Consider the following 15095-nt stretch of genomic DNA (forward strand, 5'->3'; position numbering starts at 1 on the left):
ATACGGCGAAAGCCCCGACCTCGTTCAAGGAAGGCGGTGATGGCGGATAGCTTGAACTGCGTAGTGTACTTGCTCATGAAAAAGCCCCTGGAGTTGGATGGGTGTCCAACTTCTGGGGCGCACTTCAGTGGGCCAGTCAACATCAATGTTTGCTGGGCCGACGTCTTCGCAGGCAAGCCAGCTCCCACATTTGATCTTCGTTGCTTTGAGCATTGCGTCCTGCTCTGACCAACACTACCCGAACTTGGCCTTTTTTTGCGTCTTCGAGAAACTCAAGCCCGCGCGGCAAAAAGCCCTCGCCGGCAAACTCACTGCTTCGCGTGTTTGGCCTGCACCTCAGGCATCGCCGAGGAGTGATGGTTGAGGATCTTCCACTGCCCGCCCACCTGCTCGTAGACGAAGGTATAGCGGGCCTGCACATGGCGCACCTGGCCGTTGGCCTCGGTCAGGGTGAAGGTGTAGACGCCGCTGTCCATGGCCACGTTGCTGCCCAGTTGGCGGATCTCGCGGTAGTTGATCTGCCCCACCGGCTTGAGCGCCAGGAAGTGGTCGAAGTAGTCGCCGATCTGCTCGGGCGTGGTGCGCACCTGGTTGGACACGGTGGGTTGCAGCACCGCGCCAGGCGCATACAGGTCCACCACCGACTTGACGTTACCGGTCTGCAGGGCGCTGTTCCAACGGTCGAACAGGCCGGCAATCTCACGGTCTTTTACATTCGCCGGGGCCTGGGCCACTTCACGGTAGACATAGGGGCTCGTGTCGGCAGCCTGGACAAAGGGTACGCTCAAGGCAAACATCAGGGCGATTGCAGCGGGTTTGAATTGCATGGCGAAACTCCAGTGGTGGTCGGTGAGCCCACTTTGCCAAGCTGCCCGCCGCGCGCCATCGGCCAACTGGAGGCATTTGCCTATGCCATATGGCAGATAGCGCCCAGGGTACCTGTCAGGGTCTAATAAGCGTCCTTGCGACCGGAACGTTCACCATGCACAACACTCCTCCAGATCCCGGCAGCGCCTTGGCCATGCGCGCGCATTTTCGTCAATCGCAAAGCCGCACGGCACGCCTGCGGCTCTTGGTGGATACCGGGCAGGAACTGGCCCAATTGCCGCCCCAGGCCATGCGCGAACGCGTGCTTGCCAGGGCTTGCGCATTCCTCGCCATGGACCACGGCCTGCTGCAGGAATGGGATGCCGAGGGCTGCGCGAGTGTCACCGCGCGCCATGGCAGCCCCGCGCACATCGCCCGCCTGGCTACCCTCGCCGACCGCGACCTGCGTACGCCACACTGGCACGAGCCGCCGCACAGCGTGCTGCAGGTGCCATTGCGCGGCAGTGATGGCCAGGCATTTGGCGTGCTGGTGCTGGGCAATAGCGTCAGCCTGCGCGCGCCGGAGCATGAAGACAGCGAATCCCTGCAATTGCTCGCCACGCTGCTGGCCGCACACCTGCAAAACCAGCGGCTGCTGACCACGCTCAAGGCCCGCGACCGCACGCTGTCCGACCTGGTCAACCGCTTGCTTCGCGCCCAGGAAGATGAACGCAAACGCGTGGCCTACGACCTGCACGACGGCCTGGCGCAGACCCTCGCCGGCTTGCATCAACGGCTGCAAGGGTTTGCCGGCCGCTGCCCCACGCTGCCGGATGCTCTGGCCGCGGACCTGCAGGCGATTCTCAGCCTGGCCCAACACTCTGTGGGTGAAGGCCGACAACTGATTGCGGGCCTGCGCCCCACGGTGCTGGATGATTTCGGCCTGTTCAAGGCCCTCGACAAAGAAGCCGACCGCCTGCGTGATGCCGGTATCCAGGTGCTGTGGCGCTCGCACTGTGCGGCACGGCTGCCCAGTTCGGTGGAGATCGCTGTGTTCAGGATCGGCCAGGAAGCGATCAATAACGTGCTCAAACATGCGCAGGCAAGCCAGGTAGCGCTGACCCTGGAACTGCGCGACGAGACGGCCATCCTGCAAGTCGATGACAACGGCAAGGGCTTCGCACATGACCCGCACCGGGACGGGGCGGACCATGTGGGCCTTGCCACCATGCAGGAGCGCGCCAGCCTGCTGGGCGGCCGCTTCAGCTGTGTCAGCGTGGTCGGCGGCGGCACCCAGGTGCAGGCCAGCGTGCCTGCCCTCGTGAACGGAGCCGCGCAATGAGCCCCGTGTTGCGCCTGGTCCTGGCCGATGACCATGAAGTCACGCGTACGGGTTTCGTCGCGCTGCTCGCCGGTCATCCGCAGTTTGAGGTGGTCGGCCAGGCCCGTGACGGCCAGCACGCGGTGGACCTGTGCGAACAGTTGCTGCCGGATATCGTCATCCTCGACATCCGCATGCCGGTGCTCAACGGCCTGGGCGCCGCACGCCTGCTGCAGCAACGCCTGCCGGCGGTGAAAGTGGTGATGTTCACCATGGACGACAGCCCCGATCACCTGGAAGCGGCAATGAGCGCCGGGGCGGTCGGCTATTTGCTCAAGGACGCCAGCCGTGACGAGGTGATCCAGGCCCTGCAAACCGTGGCCGCCGGTGGCGAAGCGCTGGACACCGCGGTCAGCGCGCGCCTGTTGCGGCGCATGACCGAACGCCAGGCCAGCGGCGCGGCCCCCAGCGAACACCTCACCCCACGGGAGCGCCAGGTGCTTGGCCTGGTCGCCAACGGCATGAGCAACCGCGCCATCGGTGAACACTTGGGAATTACCACCGGCACCGCCAAAGCCCATGTAGAGCGGGTGATCGGCAAGCTCGGCGCGGCCGACCGCACCCAGGCCGCCGTGCGCGGGATCGCCCTGGGCCTGGTGGCGCAACCATGAAGCGGCGTTGGGCCGACCTGCCACTGCGCGGCAAGGCGCTGGTGGTCATTTCATTACCATTGGTGGTGCTGTTGCTGTCCCTGGTACTGATCTACACCACCGAGCGCCAGACCGCGCGCGCCGAAGAAGATGTGCGCCGGGTGTTGCGCGTGCAAGGCGATATCCAGGCCGTGCACACCTTGCTCGCGGAAGCGGCGGCCAGTGTGCGCGGTTACCTGCTGACCCGCCGCGAAGACTTCCTGCCCAGTTACCGCAACGCCAGGCCGCAGATTGACGCCGCGCTGTTGCGGCTCGACCGCAACGTGCGCGATCAGCGGGTGCGTGAACAGCTCAACGCGATAAAGCCGCTGATCGACGCAAAGGCCGACGGGCTTGAAGAGATGCTCAACGACAGCCACGCCAGCGCGCAATCGATCAGCGCCATCCTGATCAGCAACAAACACATCCTCGATGCCTTGCGCCAACACATCAGCACCATGCTGACCCTGGAGGCTTCGTTGCTGGCCGAGCGCAGTACCGCGGCCTACGAGACCCGTCAACGCTTGTTGCTGTCCACCTGGCTGGCGGCGATCTGCGGGCTGTTCGGCGCCATTGTCGCGGTGCTGTTCCTGTCCAAGGGCATTGTCGCGCGGGTGCAGAATGTACAGCGCAATGCGCAACGCCTGGCACTGGGCCAGCCCTTGCTTGCGCAGCCACCGGAACAGGATGAGATCGGCCAATTGGGCACCCGCCTGGTGGAGGCCGGGTTGCTGCTGGCCGAACGTGAGCGCGCGCTGCGTGACAACGAGGAACGCTTGCGGCTGATCATCGACGGGGTCAAGGACTACGGGATCTTCGCCCTCGACACCGCAGGTTATGTCACCAGTTGGAACAACGGCGCCGAACGCATCAAGGGCTACACCGAGCAGGAGATCATCGGCCAGCATTTCTCGCTGTTCTACCTACCCGACGAATGCCCGCAGCACCCGGACATGGCCCTGCGCGAGGCGACCCGCAATGGTGACTACACCGAAGAGGGCTGGCGCTGCCGCAAGGACGGCACGCGCTTCTGGGCCAGCGTGGTGATCACTGCGCAGTACGACGGCACCGGGGCGCTGCGCGGTTTCTCCAAGATCACCCGCGACATTACCGACCGCCGCGCCGCCGAGATCGCCTTGCGCACCGCCCGCGAAGAAGCCGAGCGCGCCAGCCGCGCCAAAAGCGAGTTCCTGTCGCGCATGAGTCACGAGTTGCGTACACCGCTCAATTCGATCCTGGGGTTTGCGCAACTGTTGGAAATGGATGCGCTATCGGGGCAAAAGGCCCATGTCGGGCATATCCTGCGCGCCGGCCAGCATCTGCTGACGTTGATCAACGAGGTGCTGGACATCGCCAAGATCGAAGCCGGAAGCCTGGCGCTGAATATCGCGCCGATCCCGCTGGCGGGCGTGTTGCAAGAGGCGCTGACGCTGGTGTCGCCCATGGCCGCCGACGCGGGTATCCGCGTGCAGCCATTGCCGGTATTGGCGGCGGACACGGGTATCGTTGCCGACCGCCAACGCCTGACCCAGGTGCTGCTGAACCTGCTGTCCAATGCGATCAAATACAACCAGCGCGAAGGCCAGGTGAGCATCGAGGTCAGTATCAGCGGGCCACGCATCGAAGTGTCGGTGTGCGACACCGGCCAGGGCATTGCGGCCGATCGCCTGGGGCAACTGTTCACGCCGTTCGAGCGTCTGGGCGCCGACCCGAATGTGGAAGGCAGCGGCCTGGGCCTGGCGCTGAGCAAAAGCCTGCTGGAAAACATGCACGGCCGCTTGACCGTGCACAGCCAGGCCGGTGTCGGCTCGCGCTTTACCCTGGAGCTGCCGTTCGTGCGCGTGCCGGGCTCCGTGGCTCTCGCCGCGCCCGTCATCGACACCGCGTTGACGCGCCCTGCCCCCGCCGTTCGCGCCTTCCTGGGCAAGGTACTGTGCATCGAAGACAACCTTTCCAGCCTGGCGCTGCTCGAAACCCTGCTGCAACGCCGGCCAGGCATAAAGCTGCTGTCGAGCATGCAAGGCCAACTGGGCCTGGACCTGGCCGCCCAGCACGGGCCGCAGTTGATCCTGCTGGATGTTTCGCTGCCGGACATCGACGGCGTGAAGGTGCTGCAACGCTTGCGCGACTCGCCGACTACCCGCCAAACCCCGGTGCTGATGATCACCGCCGACGCCAGCGACCTCACCCGTCAAGCCTTGCAGGAAGCAGGCGCGACGGCGGTCCTGAGCAAGCCCATCAATATCCCGGCGTTTCTTGCCCACCTCGACCAGTATTTCCCGGAGCCTGTGTGAACCTCGACCTGCGCATTCTGATCATCGACGACCAACGCCCGAACCTCGACCTGGTGGAGCAACTGCTGGCGCGCGAGGGGCTGACCAACGTGCTGAGCAGCACCGAGCCGCTGCGCACCCTGGAGCTGTTCAACAGTTTCGAACCGGACCTGGTGATTCTGGACTTGCACATGCCCGAGCTTGACGGCTTCGCGGTGCTGGAACAGCTCAACCGACGCATTCCCGACGGCGAATACCTGCCGATCCTGGTACTCACCGCCGACGCCACCCGCGACACCCGCCTGCGCGCCCTGGCCCTCGGCGCGCGGGATTTCATCAGCAAGCCTCTGGATGCGCTGGAAACCATGTTGCGGGTCTGGAACCTGCTGGAAACCCGGGCGCTGTACACCACCTTGCGCCGGTTGGTGCCGACGCAGCGGATTGAGCTGTTGCAACGGCGTGAATCAATGGGCAATCTCCACGCCGCCGGGGACACTCCGGCCTAGCTCCCCATTGCTCGCACCTCGAGGAAGACCCGCACATGGCGGCTTCGAACAAATGGCTGATGTCGTCGGCCGCGTACTACCTGGATTTCTTCACCATTCCGTTGTTCATCGGCTTCGCGCTCTGGCTGGCCCCCCTTGACCCGTGGCAACTGTTTGCCGGCCTCTTGGCCTGGACGCTGGTGGAGTATTCGGCGCACCGTTTTCTGTTCCACTCCTTGTACCGCCGCGAGCACTGGACCCATCACATTGACGTACTGGCATACATCGGGGTGTCGAGCTGGAAAACCAGCTCCACCTTTGCCGCATTGCTGCTGTTGGCCTGGTACACGGGCCTGACCTCGGCGTTTGTCGGTGCGGTCACCGGCTACTTCTATTACATCTCGGTGCACTACGTGATGCACCGTCCCGAGCATTGGGCGTATCCGTACATTCCGGGCCTGGTTGCCAATCACGATCTGCATCACCGCCAAGGCATCGAAAAAAACTTCGGCGTCTCCTCACCGCTGTGGGATCACGTGTTTCGTACCTTCATTCGTACCCCGGCGCGGGTTGAAACAGTGGAGTAAAGGTAACGTAGCCGTCATAAACCAGACGGAAGGCGCCAGGCAGGGCTAAAGTTGCGGCGAATGGGGCGGATAACTCCTATGTTGTTTATATCCGCAACATCGTTCAGGGACCGAACTCATGACGCCGAGTCAAACCAGCCGTACCGCCCTTTCCGCTCAACCGCGTTTTCTCTGGTTCGCTCTACTCCCGGTCGTTCCCGCCGTGGCCTGGATCCTCGTGCAGTCCACTTCCCCGGCCAATCTCGCCGTCTGCGTGCTGCTGGTGCTGGTCGGCCTCGGGGCATGCGCCTTGAATACGCGGGCCCAACGTCAGGCGGTGGTGCATGCCCTGGTGCTGGAAGACCCTTCGATTGCCCAGGCCAGGCAAACCAGCCTGGATTCACGGGCACAGCTCGATGAAGTATTGCTCGGCGCCATGCCGATCTGGGCCAAGCACGTGGAAAGCTCGCGCCAGCTGACCGAAGACGCCATTGTGAGCCTGGCCAACCGCTTCACCGGGATTTCCGCACGGCTGCAGGACACCGTACACGCCTCGCAGCAAGCCGCCGGCGAGCTGGATGGCCAGGCGGCCGACGGGGCGCTCAAGGTGCTGGCCCGCAGCGACAGCGAGTTGAGCCAGGTGATCGACTCCCTCAAGGCCACTCAATCGAGCCGTGACCAGACCCTGTCCCAAGTGCGCGGCCTTACCGCCTACACCAGTGAGCTGCGTACCATGGCGGCCGATGTCGCGGCCATCGCGGCCCAAACCAACTTGCTCGCCCTCAATGCGGCCATCGAGGCGGCGCGGGCCGGTGAAGCCGGTCGCGGGTTCGCGGTAGTGGCCGATGCGGTGCGCAGCCTGTCGAGCAAGTCCAGCGAGACCGGCCAGCAGATGTCGGCCAAGGTCGACATCATCAATAACGCGATTACCCAGCTGGTGCAGGCGGCTTCCAGCAGCGCCGACCAGGACAGCCACTCGGTGGCCGCCTCCGAGCAAAGCATCCAGTCGGTGCTCGAGCGTTTTCAGAACATTACCGGTCACCTGGCCGAGTCCGCCGACCTGCTCAAGCAGGAAAGCTACGGGATTCGCGACGAGATGACCGAGGTGCTGGTCAACCTGCAGTTCCAGGACCGCGTCAGCCAGATCCTCAGTCACGTGCGCGACAACATGCACGCCCTGCATGAACACCTGCAGCAGGCCAGCCAGTCACCGGATGCACCGGTGGCCATCGATGCCCGGCAGTGGCTGGCACGCATGGAGTCCACCTACGCCACCGACGAGCAGCGCCGCACCCACCATGGCGAAGCGGCAGCGCAACAGAATTCTCAAGACATCACTTTCTTTTAGGGAGCCCCTCATGGCGAAGAATGTATTAGTGGTCGACGACTCCAGCAGCGTTCGGCAAGTGGTTGGTATCGCCTTGAAAAGCGCCGGTTACGACGTGATCGAGGCCAGCGATGGCAGGGACGCCCTGAACAAGCTCACCGGGCAGAAGGTGCACCTGATCATCAGCGACGTGAACATGCCGAACATGGACGGCATCACCTTCGTCAAGGAGGTCAAGAAACTGGCCAACTACAAGTTCACCCCGATCATCATGCTGACCACCGAGTCCCAGGAATCGAAGAAAGCCGAAGGCCAGGCCGCCGGTGCCAAGGCCTGGGTGGTCAAGCCGTTCCAGCCGGCGCAGATGCTGGCGGCGGTGTCCAAGCTGATCCTGCCCTGATTGCGGCCAAGGAGTTTTGCATGCCGATCACCCGCGAAACACTCGACGACACCGCCCACGTCGGCATCGACGGCGAACTGACCATCTATACGGTGGCCGAGCTGGCCGCCGCGCTGCTGCCACACATCGGCGCGGCGCCGCGCCTGCAGCTGGACCTGTCCCAGGTCACGGAAATGGACGGTGCCGGCCTGCAATTGCTGGCGGTCATCCAGCGCGAAGCGGGCAATACCGGCACGGCCTTGAGCCTGGCCGGCCAGAGCCAAGCGGTCGCGCAAGCTTTGCAACTGTGTCGCAACGGCGCCTTTTAGCCCGCGTCACAGCCCGTTCAACGATCGACAAGGAAGGTCCAGGTGAGCATCAATCTCGATCAGGCACAGCAGACATTTATTGTCGAGGCGCGCGAACTGCTGCAGGCCATGGAGCAATCCCTGCTGCAACTGGAGAGCGAGCCCGGCGATGAAGATGCCATCGGCGCGATATTCCGCGCCGCGCACACCATCAAGGGCTCCGCCGGGCTGTTCGGCCTGGCGCCGATCGTGGGCTTTACCCATATCGTCGAAGACGTGCTCGACCGTCTGCGCGACGGCAGTGTGGCGGTGGACGCCGCCTTGATCGCGCTGCTGCTCAAGTGCGGCGACCACATGCTCGAACTGGTTGACGTAGTCGCCAGCCGCGGTGAGGCCCTGACACCCGCCGCGCTGGAACGCGGTGAGGCGTTGCGCGAGGCGCTGAGTGCCTACCAGCCGATGCACACCGCCACCGCCAACGTCGAAATCGCCGTGGTGGACGACGACACGGCGGCCGATGTGCTCTGGCATATTTCCCTGCGCTTCGGCGTGGACGTCTTTCGCAACGGCATGGACCCGCTGTCCTTCCTGCGTTACCTCGACACCCTGGGCACGCTGTTGCAGGTCACCACCTTGACCGACGGCATTCCCGCCGTGGACAGCTGGGACCCGGAAAGCTGCTACCTGGGGTTCGAGATCGACCTGCGCTCGCCAGCCAGCCACACCACCCTCAACGAAGTGTTCGACTTTGTGCGTGACGACTGTGAAGTGGTCATCAGCGCCGTCGACGAAGCCTGCGACAGCACTGCCGGCCCCGCGACCGAGCTGGTCGCCCACCCCGAATACGCCCCGCCCGCGCCGCAACGCGCGGCCGCGACCAGTGAGAAGCCTCGGGACGGCAACTACGTGAGGGTCAATGCCGACAAGCTCGACGAGCTGATCAACCTGGTCGGTGAGCTGGTGATCGCCAGCGCCGGTGCGAGCCTGCTGGCGCGGTCGTGCAACAACGACCCGCTGCAGGAAGCCACTTCGACCGTATCGGGGCTGGTGGAAGAGATCCTCGATGGCGCGCTGCACCTGCGCATGATTCCCATCGGCGACACGTTCAACCGCTTTCGCCGCGTGGTGCGTGATGTCAGCCAGGAACTGGGCAAGGACATCGACCTGATCATCAGCGGCGCCGAGACCGAACTGGACAAGACCGTGGTGGAGAAAATCGGCGACCCGCTGATGCACCTGCTGCGCAACGCCATGGACCACGGCATCGAAAACGCCGAGGCACGGCTGGCCGCCGGCAAGTCCGCCAAGGGGCACCTGAGCCTGAATGCCTACCACGACTCGGGCAGCATCGTCATCGAGATCGCCGACGACGGCGCCGGGCTCAACCGCGAACGGATCCTGGAAAAAGCCCAGGAACGCGGGCTGGTCGCCAGCGGCGCGGTGCTCACCGACCAGGAAATCTACAACCTGATTTTCGAAGCCGGTTTCTCCACGGCCGAGGCGGTGACCAACCTCTCCGGGCGCGGCGTCGGCATGGATGTGGTCAAGCGCAATATCACCCTGTTGCGCGGCACCGTCGACCTCGACAGCCACCCGGGCCAGGGCACCGTGGTGCGCATCCGCCTGCCGCTGACCCTGGCGATCATCAATGGCTTCCTGGTGGGCATCGACCAGTCCACCTACGTGATTCCCCTGGACATGGTCCAGGAATGCATCGAGCTGGATGAACGCCAGCGCCAGTCCAGCCGCAACCAGGGCTACCTGGACCTGCGCGGAGAAGTGCTGCCGCTGGTGCACCTGCGCGATCACTTCAGCCACGAAGGCCTGGCGGCCCGCCGCCAGAATGTGGTGGTGGTGCGCTACGCCGAGCACAAGGCCGGGCTGGTGGTGGATGACCTGCTCGGCGAGTTCCAGACCGTGATCAAACCCTTGGGCAAGCTGTTCGGCGCGCTGCGCGGCATCAGCGGCTCGACCATCCTGGGCAGCGGCGCGGTGGCGTTGATCCTGGATATACCGGCACTGCTCAACCAAATCGTACAACAAGAAGCCCGCACGCCCCTGGCGCCTCAATCGTCCCCGGTCGTCGTTCGCTGACGTATTTGCTTTTCCATGGAGGTTCCCTGATGAAATGGTTCTACGATCTTAAAATTTCCACCAAGCTGATCAGCTCATTCCTGGTGGTCCTGGCGCTGACGGCGGTCATGGGCGTGTTCGCCATCGCCCAGCTCGGCGCCGTCAACAATGCGGCGCAGGAGATCAGGGGCAACTGGATGCCGTCGATGCGCGCGGCGGCCGGCATGCGGTTTTTTGCCGCCAACTATCGTTTGAAGGAAAACCGCAGCCTCAGCACCGAAGTCGCCGAGGAAAAAGCCCAGGCCGAGCGCGAAGCCGCCGAGGCCCGCCAGCAGTTCGACACAAGGCTGGGCACCTACGAGCAACTGATTTCAAACGACGAAGACCGCCAGCTCCTGGCCGGCGTGAAGAGCGCCTGGAGCGCTTACCTGGCGTCCAGCCAGCAACTGTTCGAGCTGTCCCGCCAGAATCAGGAAGCCCAGGCGCGCGGCGTGCTGCGCGGCGACTCCAAGGTGCACTTCGATGAGCTGACCAGCCGCCTGCAAAAAATGGTCGAACTCAACGACGCCGGCGCCACCGTGGCCGGTGACAAGGGTTCGGCGCTGTATGAAAGCTCTCGTCTGTTGATCATCGTGGTGTTGGGCGCGGCGCTGCTGATCGGCCTGGGCCTGGCGCTGTTCATTGCGCGGATCATTTCCCGCCCGCTGCGGCTGGCCGCGACCGCCGCCGAGCAATTGGCCGAAGGCAACCTCAACACCCCTATCGCGTCAGGCTCGAAGGACGAAACCGGCATGGTGCTCAACGCCATGCGCAACATGGTCGGCAAACTCGCGCTGATCATCGGCGAAGTGCGCAACGCCGCCGACAACCTGGCCAGCGCCTCGGAGCAAGTCAGCGCCACCGCGCAGTCGATGAGCCAGGCCACCAGCGAACAGGCCGCCAGCGTCGAGGAAACCAGCGCGTCGGTGGAACAGATGAGCGCCAGCATCAACCAGAACACCGAGAACGCCAAGGTCACCGATGGCATGGCCAGCAAGGCCGCCAAGGAAGCCACCGACGGCGGCGAGTCGGTGCAGCAGACCGTGGTGGCGATGAAGAAAATCGCCCAGCGCATCAGCATCATCGATGACATTGCCTACCAGACCAACCTGCTCGCGCTCAACGCCGCGATCGAGGCGGCACGGGCCGGCGAGCACGGCAAGGGCTTTGCCGTGGTGGCCGCCGAAGTGCGCAAACTGGCGGAGCGCAGCCAGGTCGCCGCGCAGGAAATCGGCGAGTTGTCGTCCAGCAGCGTGGACATGGCCGAGAAGGCCGGCAAGTTGCTCGACGAAATGGTGCCATCGATCAACAAGACCTCCGACCTGGTGCAGGAAATCAGCGCCGCCTCCGAGGAACAGGCCGCCGGTGTCGCGCAGATCAACACGGCCATGACCCAACTCAACCAGGTGACCCAGCAGAACGCCTCCAGCAGCGAGGAGCTGGCCGCCACCGCCGAAGAAATGAGCAGCCAGGCCGAGCAACTGCAACAAGCGATGAGCTTCTTCGTACTCGACTCCGCTCCCAGGGCCGCGGTTAACAGCAGCAACCTGGAGAACCCGGGCAGCAAGCCAAACCGCCAACCACCGCGCCCTGCACCGCAGCCAGCGCGCAAGGCGTTCGCCTACAACATGGCCAGCGCGCCGGACGAATCGGAATTCACCCGTTTCTGATGTTGAACATCAATGCGGGCTTACAGGGAGAATGACATGGGTGCACTGATGACTACCCGGCATACCGCGGTGGCGGCCGATGAGGATGCGCAATACCTGACCTTCATGCTCGGGGGCGAGATGTTCGCCATCGGCATCCTGGGCATCAAGGAAATTATCGAATACGGCAGCCTGACCGTGGTGCCGATGATGCCCGCGTTCGTGCGCGGCGTGATCAACCTGCGCGGCGCCGTGGTACCGGTGGTGGACCTCTCGGCGCGTTTCGGCCGGGCGAACTCGCCGATTACCCGGCGCTCCTGCGTGATCATCATCGAAGCGAGCAGCGAAGACAGCCGGCCCCAGGACATCGGGCTGTTGGTGGACACGGTTTCGGCCGTGCAGGAGATCCCGGCGACGCAGATCGAGCCCCCGCCCAGCTTCGGCGCGCGGATTCGCGCCGACTTCATCGGCGGGATGGCCAAGGTCGACGGCAAGTTCGTGATTGTGCTGGAGGTGGCCAAAGTGCTGTCCATCGATGAAATGTCCAGCCTGGCCGACAGCGCCCAGGTGCCGACGCTCGACCTCGACCCACGTTGAGGCCCGACCATGTCAGACGCCGCCGCACTCGATGACCGTGAATTCGGCCAATTCCAATCCTGGCTGTACCGCGCGGCCGGCATCAACCTGTCGCCGGCCAAGAAAGCCCTGGTGGCCGGGCGCCTGTCCAAGCGTCTCAAGCACTATGAGCTGAACAGTTATGGGGACTATTTCAAGCTGATCATGAGCGACCAGCGCCAGGGCGAGCTGCAGGTCGCGCTGGACCTGCTGACCACCAACGAAACCTACTTTTTCCGCGAGCCCAAGCACTTCGACTTCCTGCGCCAGCAGGTATTGCCCAAGGCCGCGCCGGGCAAAGTGTTTCGCGTATGGAGCGCGGCCAGCTCCTCGGGCGAAGAACCCTACAGCCTGGCGATGACCCTGGCCGAGAGCCTGGGCACCACGCCCTGGGAAGTGGTCGGCTCGGACATCAGCACCCAGGTGCTGGCCAAGGCGCGCAACGGGCATTACTCCATGGAGCGCACCGGCACCCTGCCCCAGCCGCTGCTGACCAAGTACTGCCTCAAGGGCATCGGCCGCCAGGAAGGCACCTTCCTGATCGACAAGACCTTGCGCAACCGCGTCAGCTTCGTGCAAGTCAACCTGAACGAGCCGTTGCCCGCGCTCGGCGAGTTCGATGTGATCTTCCTGCGCAACGTGATGATCTACTTCGACCAGCAGACCAAGCGCCAGGTGGTCGCCCGTTTGTTGCCGCTGCTCAAGCCCGGCGGCTATTTCATCATCAGTCACTCGGAAAGCCTCAACGGGGTCAATGACACCTTGAAGCTGGTGGCGCCGTCGATCTACCACAAGCCATGAAAAAGCCCCTCGGTGTGGCCGAAGTGGTGTTGGCGCCTGGCCAGGTCAGTTTCGCCACGCGGCCGACGCGCCTGCGTACCCTGCTCGGCTCCTGCGTGGCGTTCACCTTCTGGCACCCGCAACGGCTGATCGGCGGCATGTGCCACTTCATGCTGCCGGCGCGCTTGCGCAGCAATCAACCGCTGGATGGCAAATACGGCGACGAAGCGCTGGAGCTGTTGCTGCGGCACACGCGCGTGCATGGCACGCGACCGCAGGATTACCAGGTGAAGGCGTTCGGCGGCGGCCAGATGTTCCCCGCTGAGCAGCACCAGAATGTGGCCAGCTTGAATATCCGCGCAGCGCTGGCCCTGGCCGAGCACCACCATTTGCACCTGGCGGCCCAGGACATGGGCAGCACCGGTTATCGCACTATTGTGTTCGACCTGTGGAACGGCAACGTCTGGGTCCGGCATCAACCAATGGGAATACTTGAAAACAATGCCTTCGAAAAAAATCAGTGTATTGCTGGTCGATGACTCGGCCGTGGTGCGCCAGGTGCTGCTGGCGATCTTCAACGACACGCCGGACATCCACGTCATGGGCGCGGCTTCCGACCCGATTTTCGCCATGGACAAACTCGCCCGCGAGTGGCCGGATGTGATCGTGCTGGACGTAGAAATGCCACGCATGGACGGCATCACCTTTCTGCGCAAAATCATGAGTGAGCGGCCGACACCGGTGGTGATCTGCTCCTCATTGACCCAGAAAGGCGCGGAGACCTCGCTGCAGGCGCTGTCGGCCGGCGCGGTGGAGATCATCACCAAGCCCACCACCGGGTTGAAGAACTTCCTGATCGAGTCGGCGGCCGAGCTGGTCGCGGCGATCCGCGCCGCCGCCCATTCCAACGTGAAGAACCTGGGCAAGCGCAGTGCGCGACCGATGCCCGCCCCTGCGCCGGCGGGCAAGCTCAGCGCCGATGCGATCCTGCCCGCCGCCAACGGCCAGGCCATGGCCCAGACCACCGAACGCATCGTCGCCATCGGTACGTCCACCGGCGGTACCCAGGCACTGGAAGCGGTACTGACGGCGCTTCCAAGGGTATGCCCGGGCATGGTGATCGTGCAGCACATGCCGGAGAAATTCACCGCGTCCTTTGCCGAACGCCTCAACAGCGTGTGCCAGATCGAGGTGCGCGAGGCCCGCAACAACGACCGCATACTCCCCGGCCTGGCCCTGATCGCTCCCGGCGGCAAACACCTGATGGTGACGCGAAGCGGCGCCTTTTATCACGCGCAGGTCATCGACGGGCCGCTGGTCAACCGCCACCGCCCCTCGGTGGATGTGCTGTTTCGCTCGGTCGCCAAGTTTGCCGGCAAGAACGCCACCGGCATCATCATGACCGGCATGGGCGACGACGGCGCCCGGGGCCTCAAGGAAATGCTCGATGCCGGTGCGGCCACCGTGGCCCAGGACGAGGCCAGTTGCGTGGTGTTCGGCATGCCCAAGGAAGCCATCAAGCTCAATGCCGCGCAGCGCATCATGGCGCTGCAGGATATTCACCAGGCGATACTGCATAAGTGAGAAACGCACCACTGTTGCGCAACCGATAACAGTCCTTTGTTATCACGCCCATTGATAGCCCCCTAACGAAACCCCCAGGCTAGAGGGCTAATCTCGCGCTTATATCATTCCGAATGATAGTTACCTTTGCTTCATTCGATTCGTGACATAGCACATCGCCGCGCATGATCCGCCCATCTCAAATACATTGGCGGATGCAC

The 15095-nt window shown here is 63.9% G+C and carries 15 protein-coding genes; 14 read left to right on the forward strand and 1 reads right to left on the reverse strand.

What is annotated here, in order from left to right; genetic code table 11:
* Positions 1–308 precede the first annotated feature (308 nt).
* A complete protein-coding gene (locus tag BLL36_RS15550; protein WP_076952278.1) occupies positions 309–827 on the reverse strand; it encodes an SgcJ/EcaC family oxidoreductase in 519 nt (172 codons plus the stop codon).
* A 155-nt stretch (positions 828–982) separates the two neighbouring features.
* Here BLL36_RS15550 and BLL36_RS15555 point away from each other — a divergent pair, with 155 nt between their 5' ends.
* The 14 genes from BLL36_RS15555 (at position 983) to BLL36_RS15620 (ending at position 14895) form a co-directional block, all read left to right on the forward strand.
* The gene (locus tag BLL36_RS15555) at positions 983–2149 is read left to right on the forward strand and encodes a sensor histidine kinase (protein WP_076952279.1); all 1167 of its coding nucleotides are present in this window, start codon (positions 983–985) and stop codon (positions 2147–2149) included.
* Complete coding sequence (locus tag BLL36_RS15560) at positions 2146–2799, forward strand: response regulator (RefSeq protein ID WP_076952280.1); 654 nt, start codon at positions 2146–2148, stop codon at positions 2797–2799. The genes BLL36_RS15555 and BLL36_RS15560 overlap by 4 nt, the downstream gene beginning before the upstream one ends.
* The gene (locus BLL36_RS15565) at positions 2796–5111 is read left to right on the forward strand and encodes an ATP-binding protein (RefSeq protein WP_076952281.1); all 2316 of its coding nucleotides are present in this window, start codon (positions 2796–2798) and stop codon (positions 5109–5111) included. Before BLL36_RS15560 ends, BLL36_RS15565 begins: the two co-directional genes overlap by 4 nt.
* Positions 5108–5596, forward strand: a complete 489-nt coding sequence (locus BLL36_RS15570; protein ID WP_076952282.1) for a response regulator — start codon at positions 5108–5110, stop codon at positions 5594–5596. Before BLL36_RS15565 ends, BLL36_RS15570 begins: the two co-directional genes overlap by 4 nt.
* Before the next feature lie 35 nt (positions 5597–5631).
* Entirely contained in the window at positions 5632–6162 is a 531-nt protein-coding gene (locus BLL36_RS15575) for a sterol desaturase family protein (RefSeq protein WP_076952283.1), read from the forward strand.
* A gap of 415 nt (positions 6163–6577) precedes the next feature.
* Positions 6578–7489, forward strand: coding sequence for a methyl-accepting chemotaxis protein (locus BLL36_RS15580; RefSeq protein ID WP_394329492.1), 912 nt, complete (start codon positions 6578–6580; stop codon positions 7487–7489).
* Positions 7490–7499: 10 nt separating this feature from the next.
* A complete protein-coding gene (locus tag BLL36_RS15585) occupies positions 7500–7868 on the forward strand; it encodes a response regulator (protein WP_076952285.1) in 369 nt (122 codons plus the stop codon).
* A gap of 20 nt (positions 7869–7888) precedes the next feature.
* Entirely contained in the window at positions 7889–8176 is a 288-nt protein-coding gene (locus BLL36_RS15590) for an STAS domain-containing protein (protein WP_076952286.1), read from the forward strand.
* Positions 8177–8218: 42 nt separating this feature from the next.
* Positions 8219–10249, forward strand: a complete 2031-nt coding sequence (locus tag BLL36_RS15595; RefSeq protein WP_076952287.1) for a chemotaxis protein CheA — start codon at positions 8219–8221, stop codon at positions 10247–10249.
* Positions 10250–10278: 29 nt separating this feature from the next.
* A complete protein-coding gene (locus BLL36_RS15600; protein ID WP_076952288.1) occupies positions 10279–11937 on the forward strand; it encodes a methyl-accepting chemotaxis protein in 1659 nt (552 codons plus the stop codon).
* A 36-nt stretch (positions 11938–11973) separates the two neighbouring features.
* Complete coding sequence (locus BLL36_RS15605) at positions 11974–12513, forward strand: chemotaxis protein CheW (RefSeq protein WP_076952289.1); 540 nt, start codon at positions 11974–11976, stop codon at positions 12511–12513.
* Positions 12514–12522: 9 nt separating this feature from the next.
* Positions 12523–13332 (forward strand): CheR family methyltransferase, encoded by an 810-nt coding sequence (locus BLL36_RS15610; RefSeq protein ID WP_076952290.1) that lies wholly within the window; start codon positions 12523–12525, stop codon positions 13330–13332.
* Positions 13329–13850, forward strand: coding sequence for a chemoreceptor glutamine deamidase CheD (gene cheD / locus BLL36_RS15615; protein ID WP_076952291.1), 522 nt, complete (start codon positions 13329–13331; stop codon positions 13848–13850). The genes BLL36_RS15610 and cheD overlap by 4 nt, the downstream gene beginning before the upstream one ends.
* On the forward strand, positions 13813–14895 hold the full coding sequence (locus tag BLL36_RS15620) for a protein-glutamate methylesterase/protein-glutamine glutaminase (RefSeq protein WP_076952292.1): 1083 nt from the start codon (positions 13813–13815) through the stop codon (positions 14893–14895). Before cheD ends, BLL36_RS15620 begins: the two co-directional genes overlap by 38 nt.
* Positions 14896–15095: the final 200 nt, after the last annotated feature.

The sequence above is a fragment of the Pseudomonas cedrina subsp. cedrina genome, from assembly GCF_001983175.1.
GTDB classification, from domain to species: Bacteria; Pseudomonadota; Gammaproteobacteria; order Pseudomonadales; family Pseudomonadaceae; genus Aquipseudomonas; species Aquipseudomonas cedrina.

What these genes read in the sequence shown, in the direction of transcription:
- BLL36_RS15585 (WP_076952285.1), top strand. Translation starts at nt 7,500, where the DNA reads ATGGCGAAGAATGTATTAGTGGTCGACGACTCCAGCAGCGTTCGGCAA.
- BLL36_RS15600 (WP_076952288.1), top strand. Translation starts at nt 10,279, where the DNA reads ATGAAATGGTTCTACGATCTTAAAATTTCCACCAAGCTGATCAGCTCA.
- BLL36_RS15575 (WP_076952283.1), top strand. Translation starts at nt 5,632, where the DNA reads ATGGCGGCTTCGAACAAATGGCTGATGTCGTCGGCCGCGTACTACCTG.
- BLL36_RS15565 (WP_076952281.1), top strand. Translation starts at nt 2,796, where the DNA reads ATGAAGCGGCGTTGGGCCGACCTGCCACTGCGCGGCAAGGCGCTGGTG.
- BLL36_RS15605 (WP_076952289.1), top strand. Translation starts at nt 11,974, where the DNA reads ATGGGTGCACTGATGACTACCCGGCATACCGCGGTGGCGGCCGATGAG.
- BLL36_RS15590 (WP_076952286.1), top strand. Translation starts at nt 7,889, where the DNA reads ATGCCGATCACCCGCGAAACACTCGACGACACCGCCCACGTCGGCATC.
- BLL36_RS15550 (WP_076952278.1), bottom strand. Translation starts at nt 827, where the DNA reads ATGCAATTCAAACCCGCTGCAATCGCCCTGATGTTTGCCTTGAGCGTA.
- BLL36_RS15580 (WP_394329492.1), top strand. Translation starts at nt 6,578, where the DNA reads ATGCCGATCTGGGCCAAGCACGTGGAAAGCTCGCGCCAGCTGACCGAA.
- BLL36_RS15555 (WP_076952279.1), top strand. Translation starts at nt 983, where the DNA reads ATGCACAACACTCCTCCAGATCCCGGCAGCGCCTTGGCCATGCGCGCG.
- BLL36_RS15560 (WP_076952280.1), top strand. Translation starts at nt 2,146, where the DNA reads ATGAGCCCCGTGTTGCGCCTGGTCCTGGCCGATGACCATGAAGTCACG.
- cheD (WP_076952291.1), top strand. Translation starts at nt 13,329, where the DNA reads ATGAAAAAGCCCCTCGGTGTGGCCGAAGTGGTGTTGGCGCCTGGCCAG.
- BLL36_RS15620 (WP_076952292.1), top strand. Translation starts at nt 13,813, where the DNA reads ATGCCTTCGAAAAAAATCAGTGTATTGCTGGTCGATGACTCGGCCGTG.
- BLL36_RS15610 (WP_076952290.1), top strand. Translation starts at nt 12,523, where the DNA reads ATGTCAGACGCCGCCGCACTCGATGACCGTGAATTCGGCCAATTCCAA.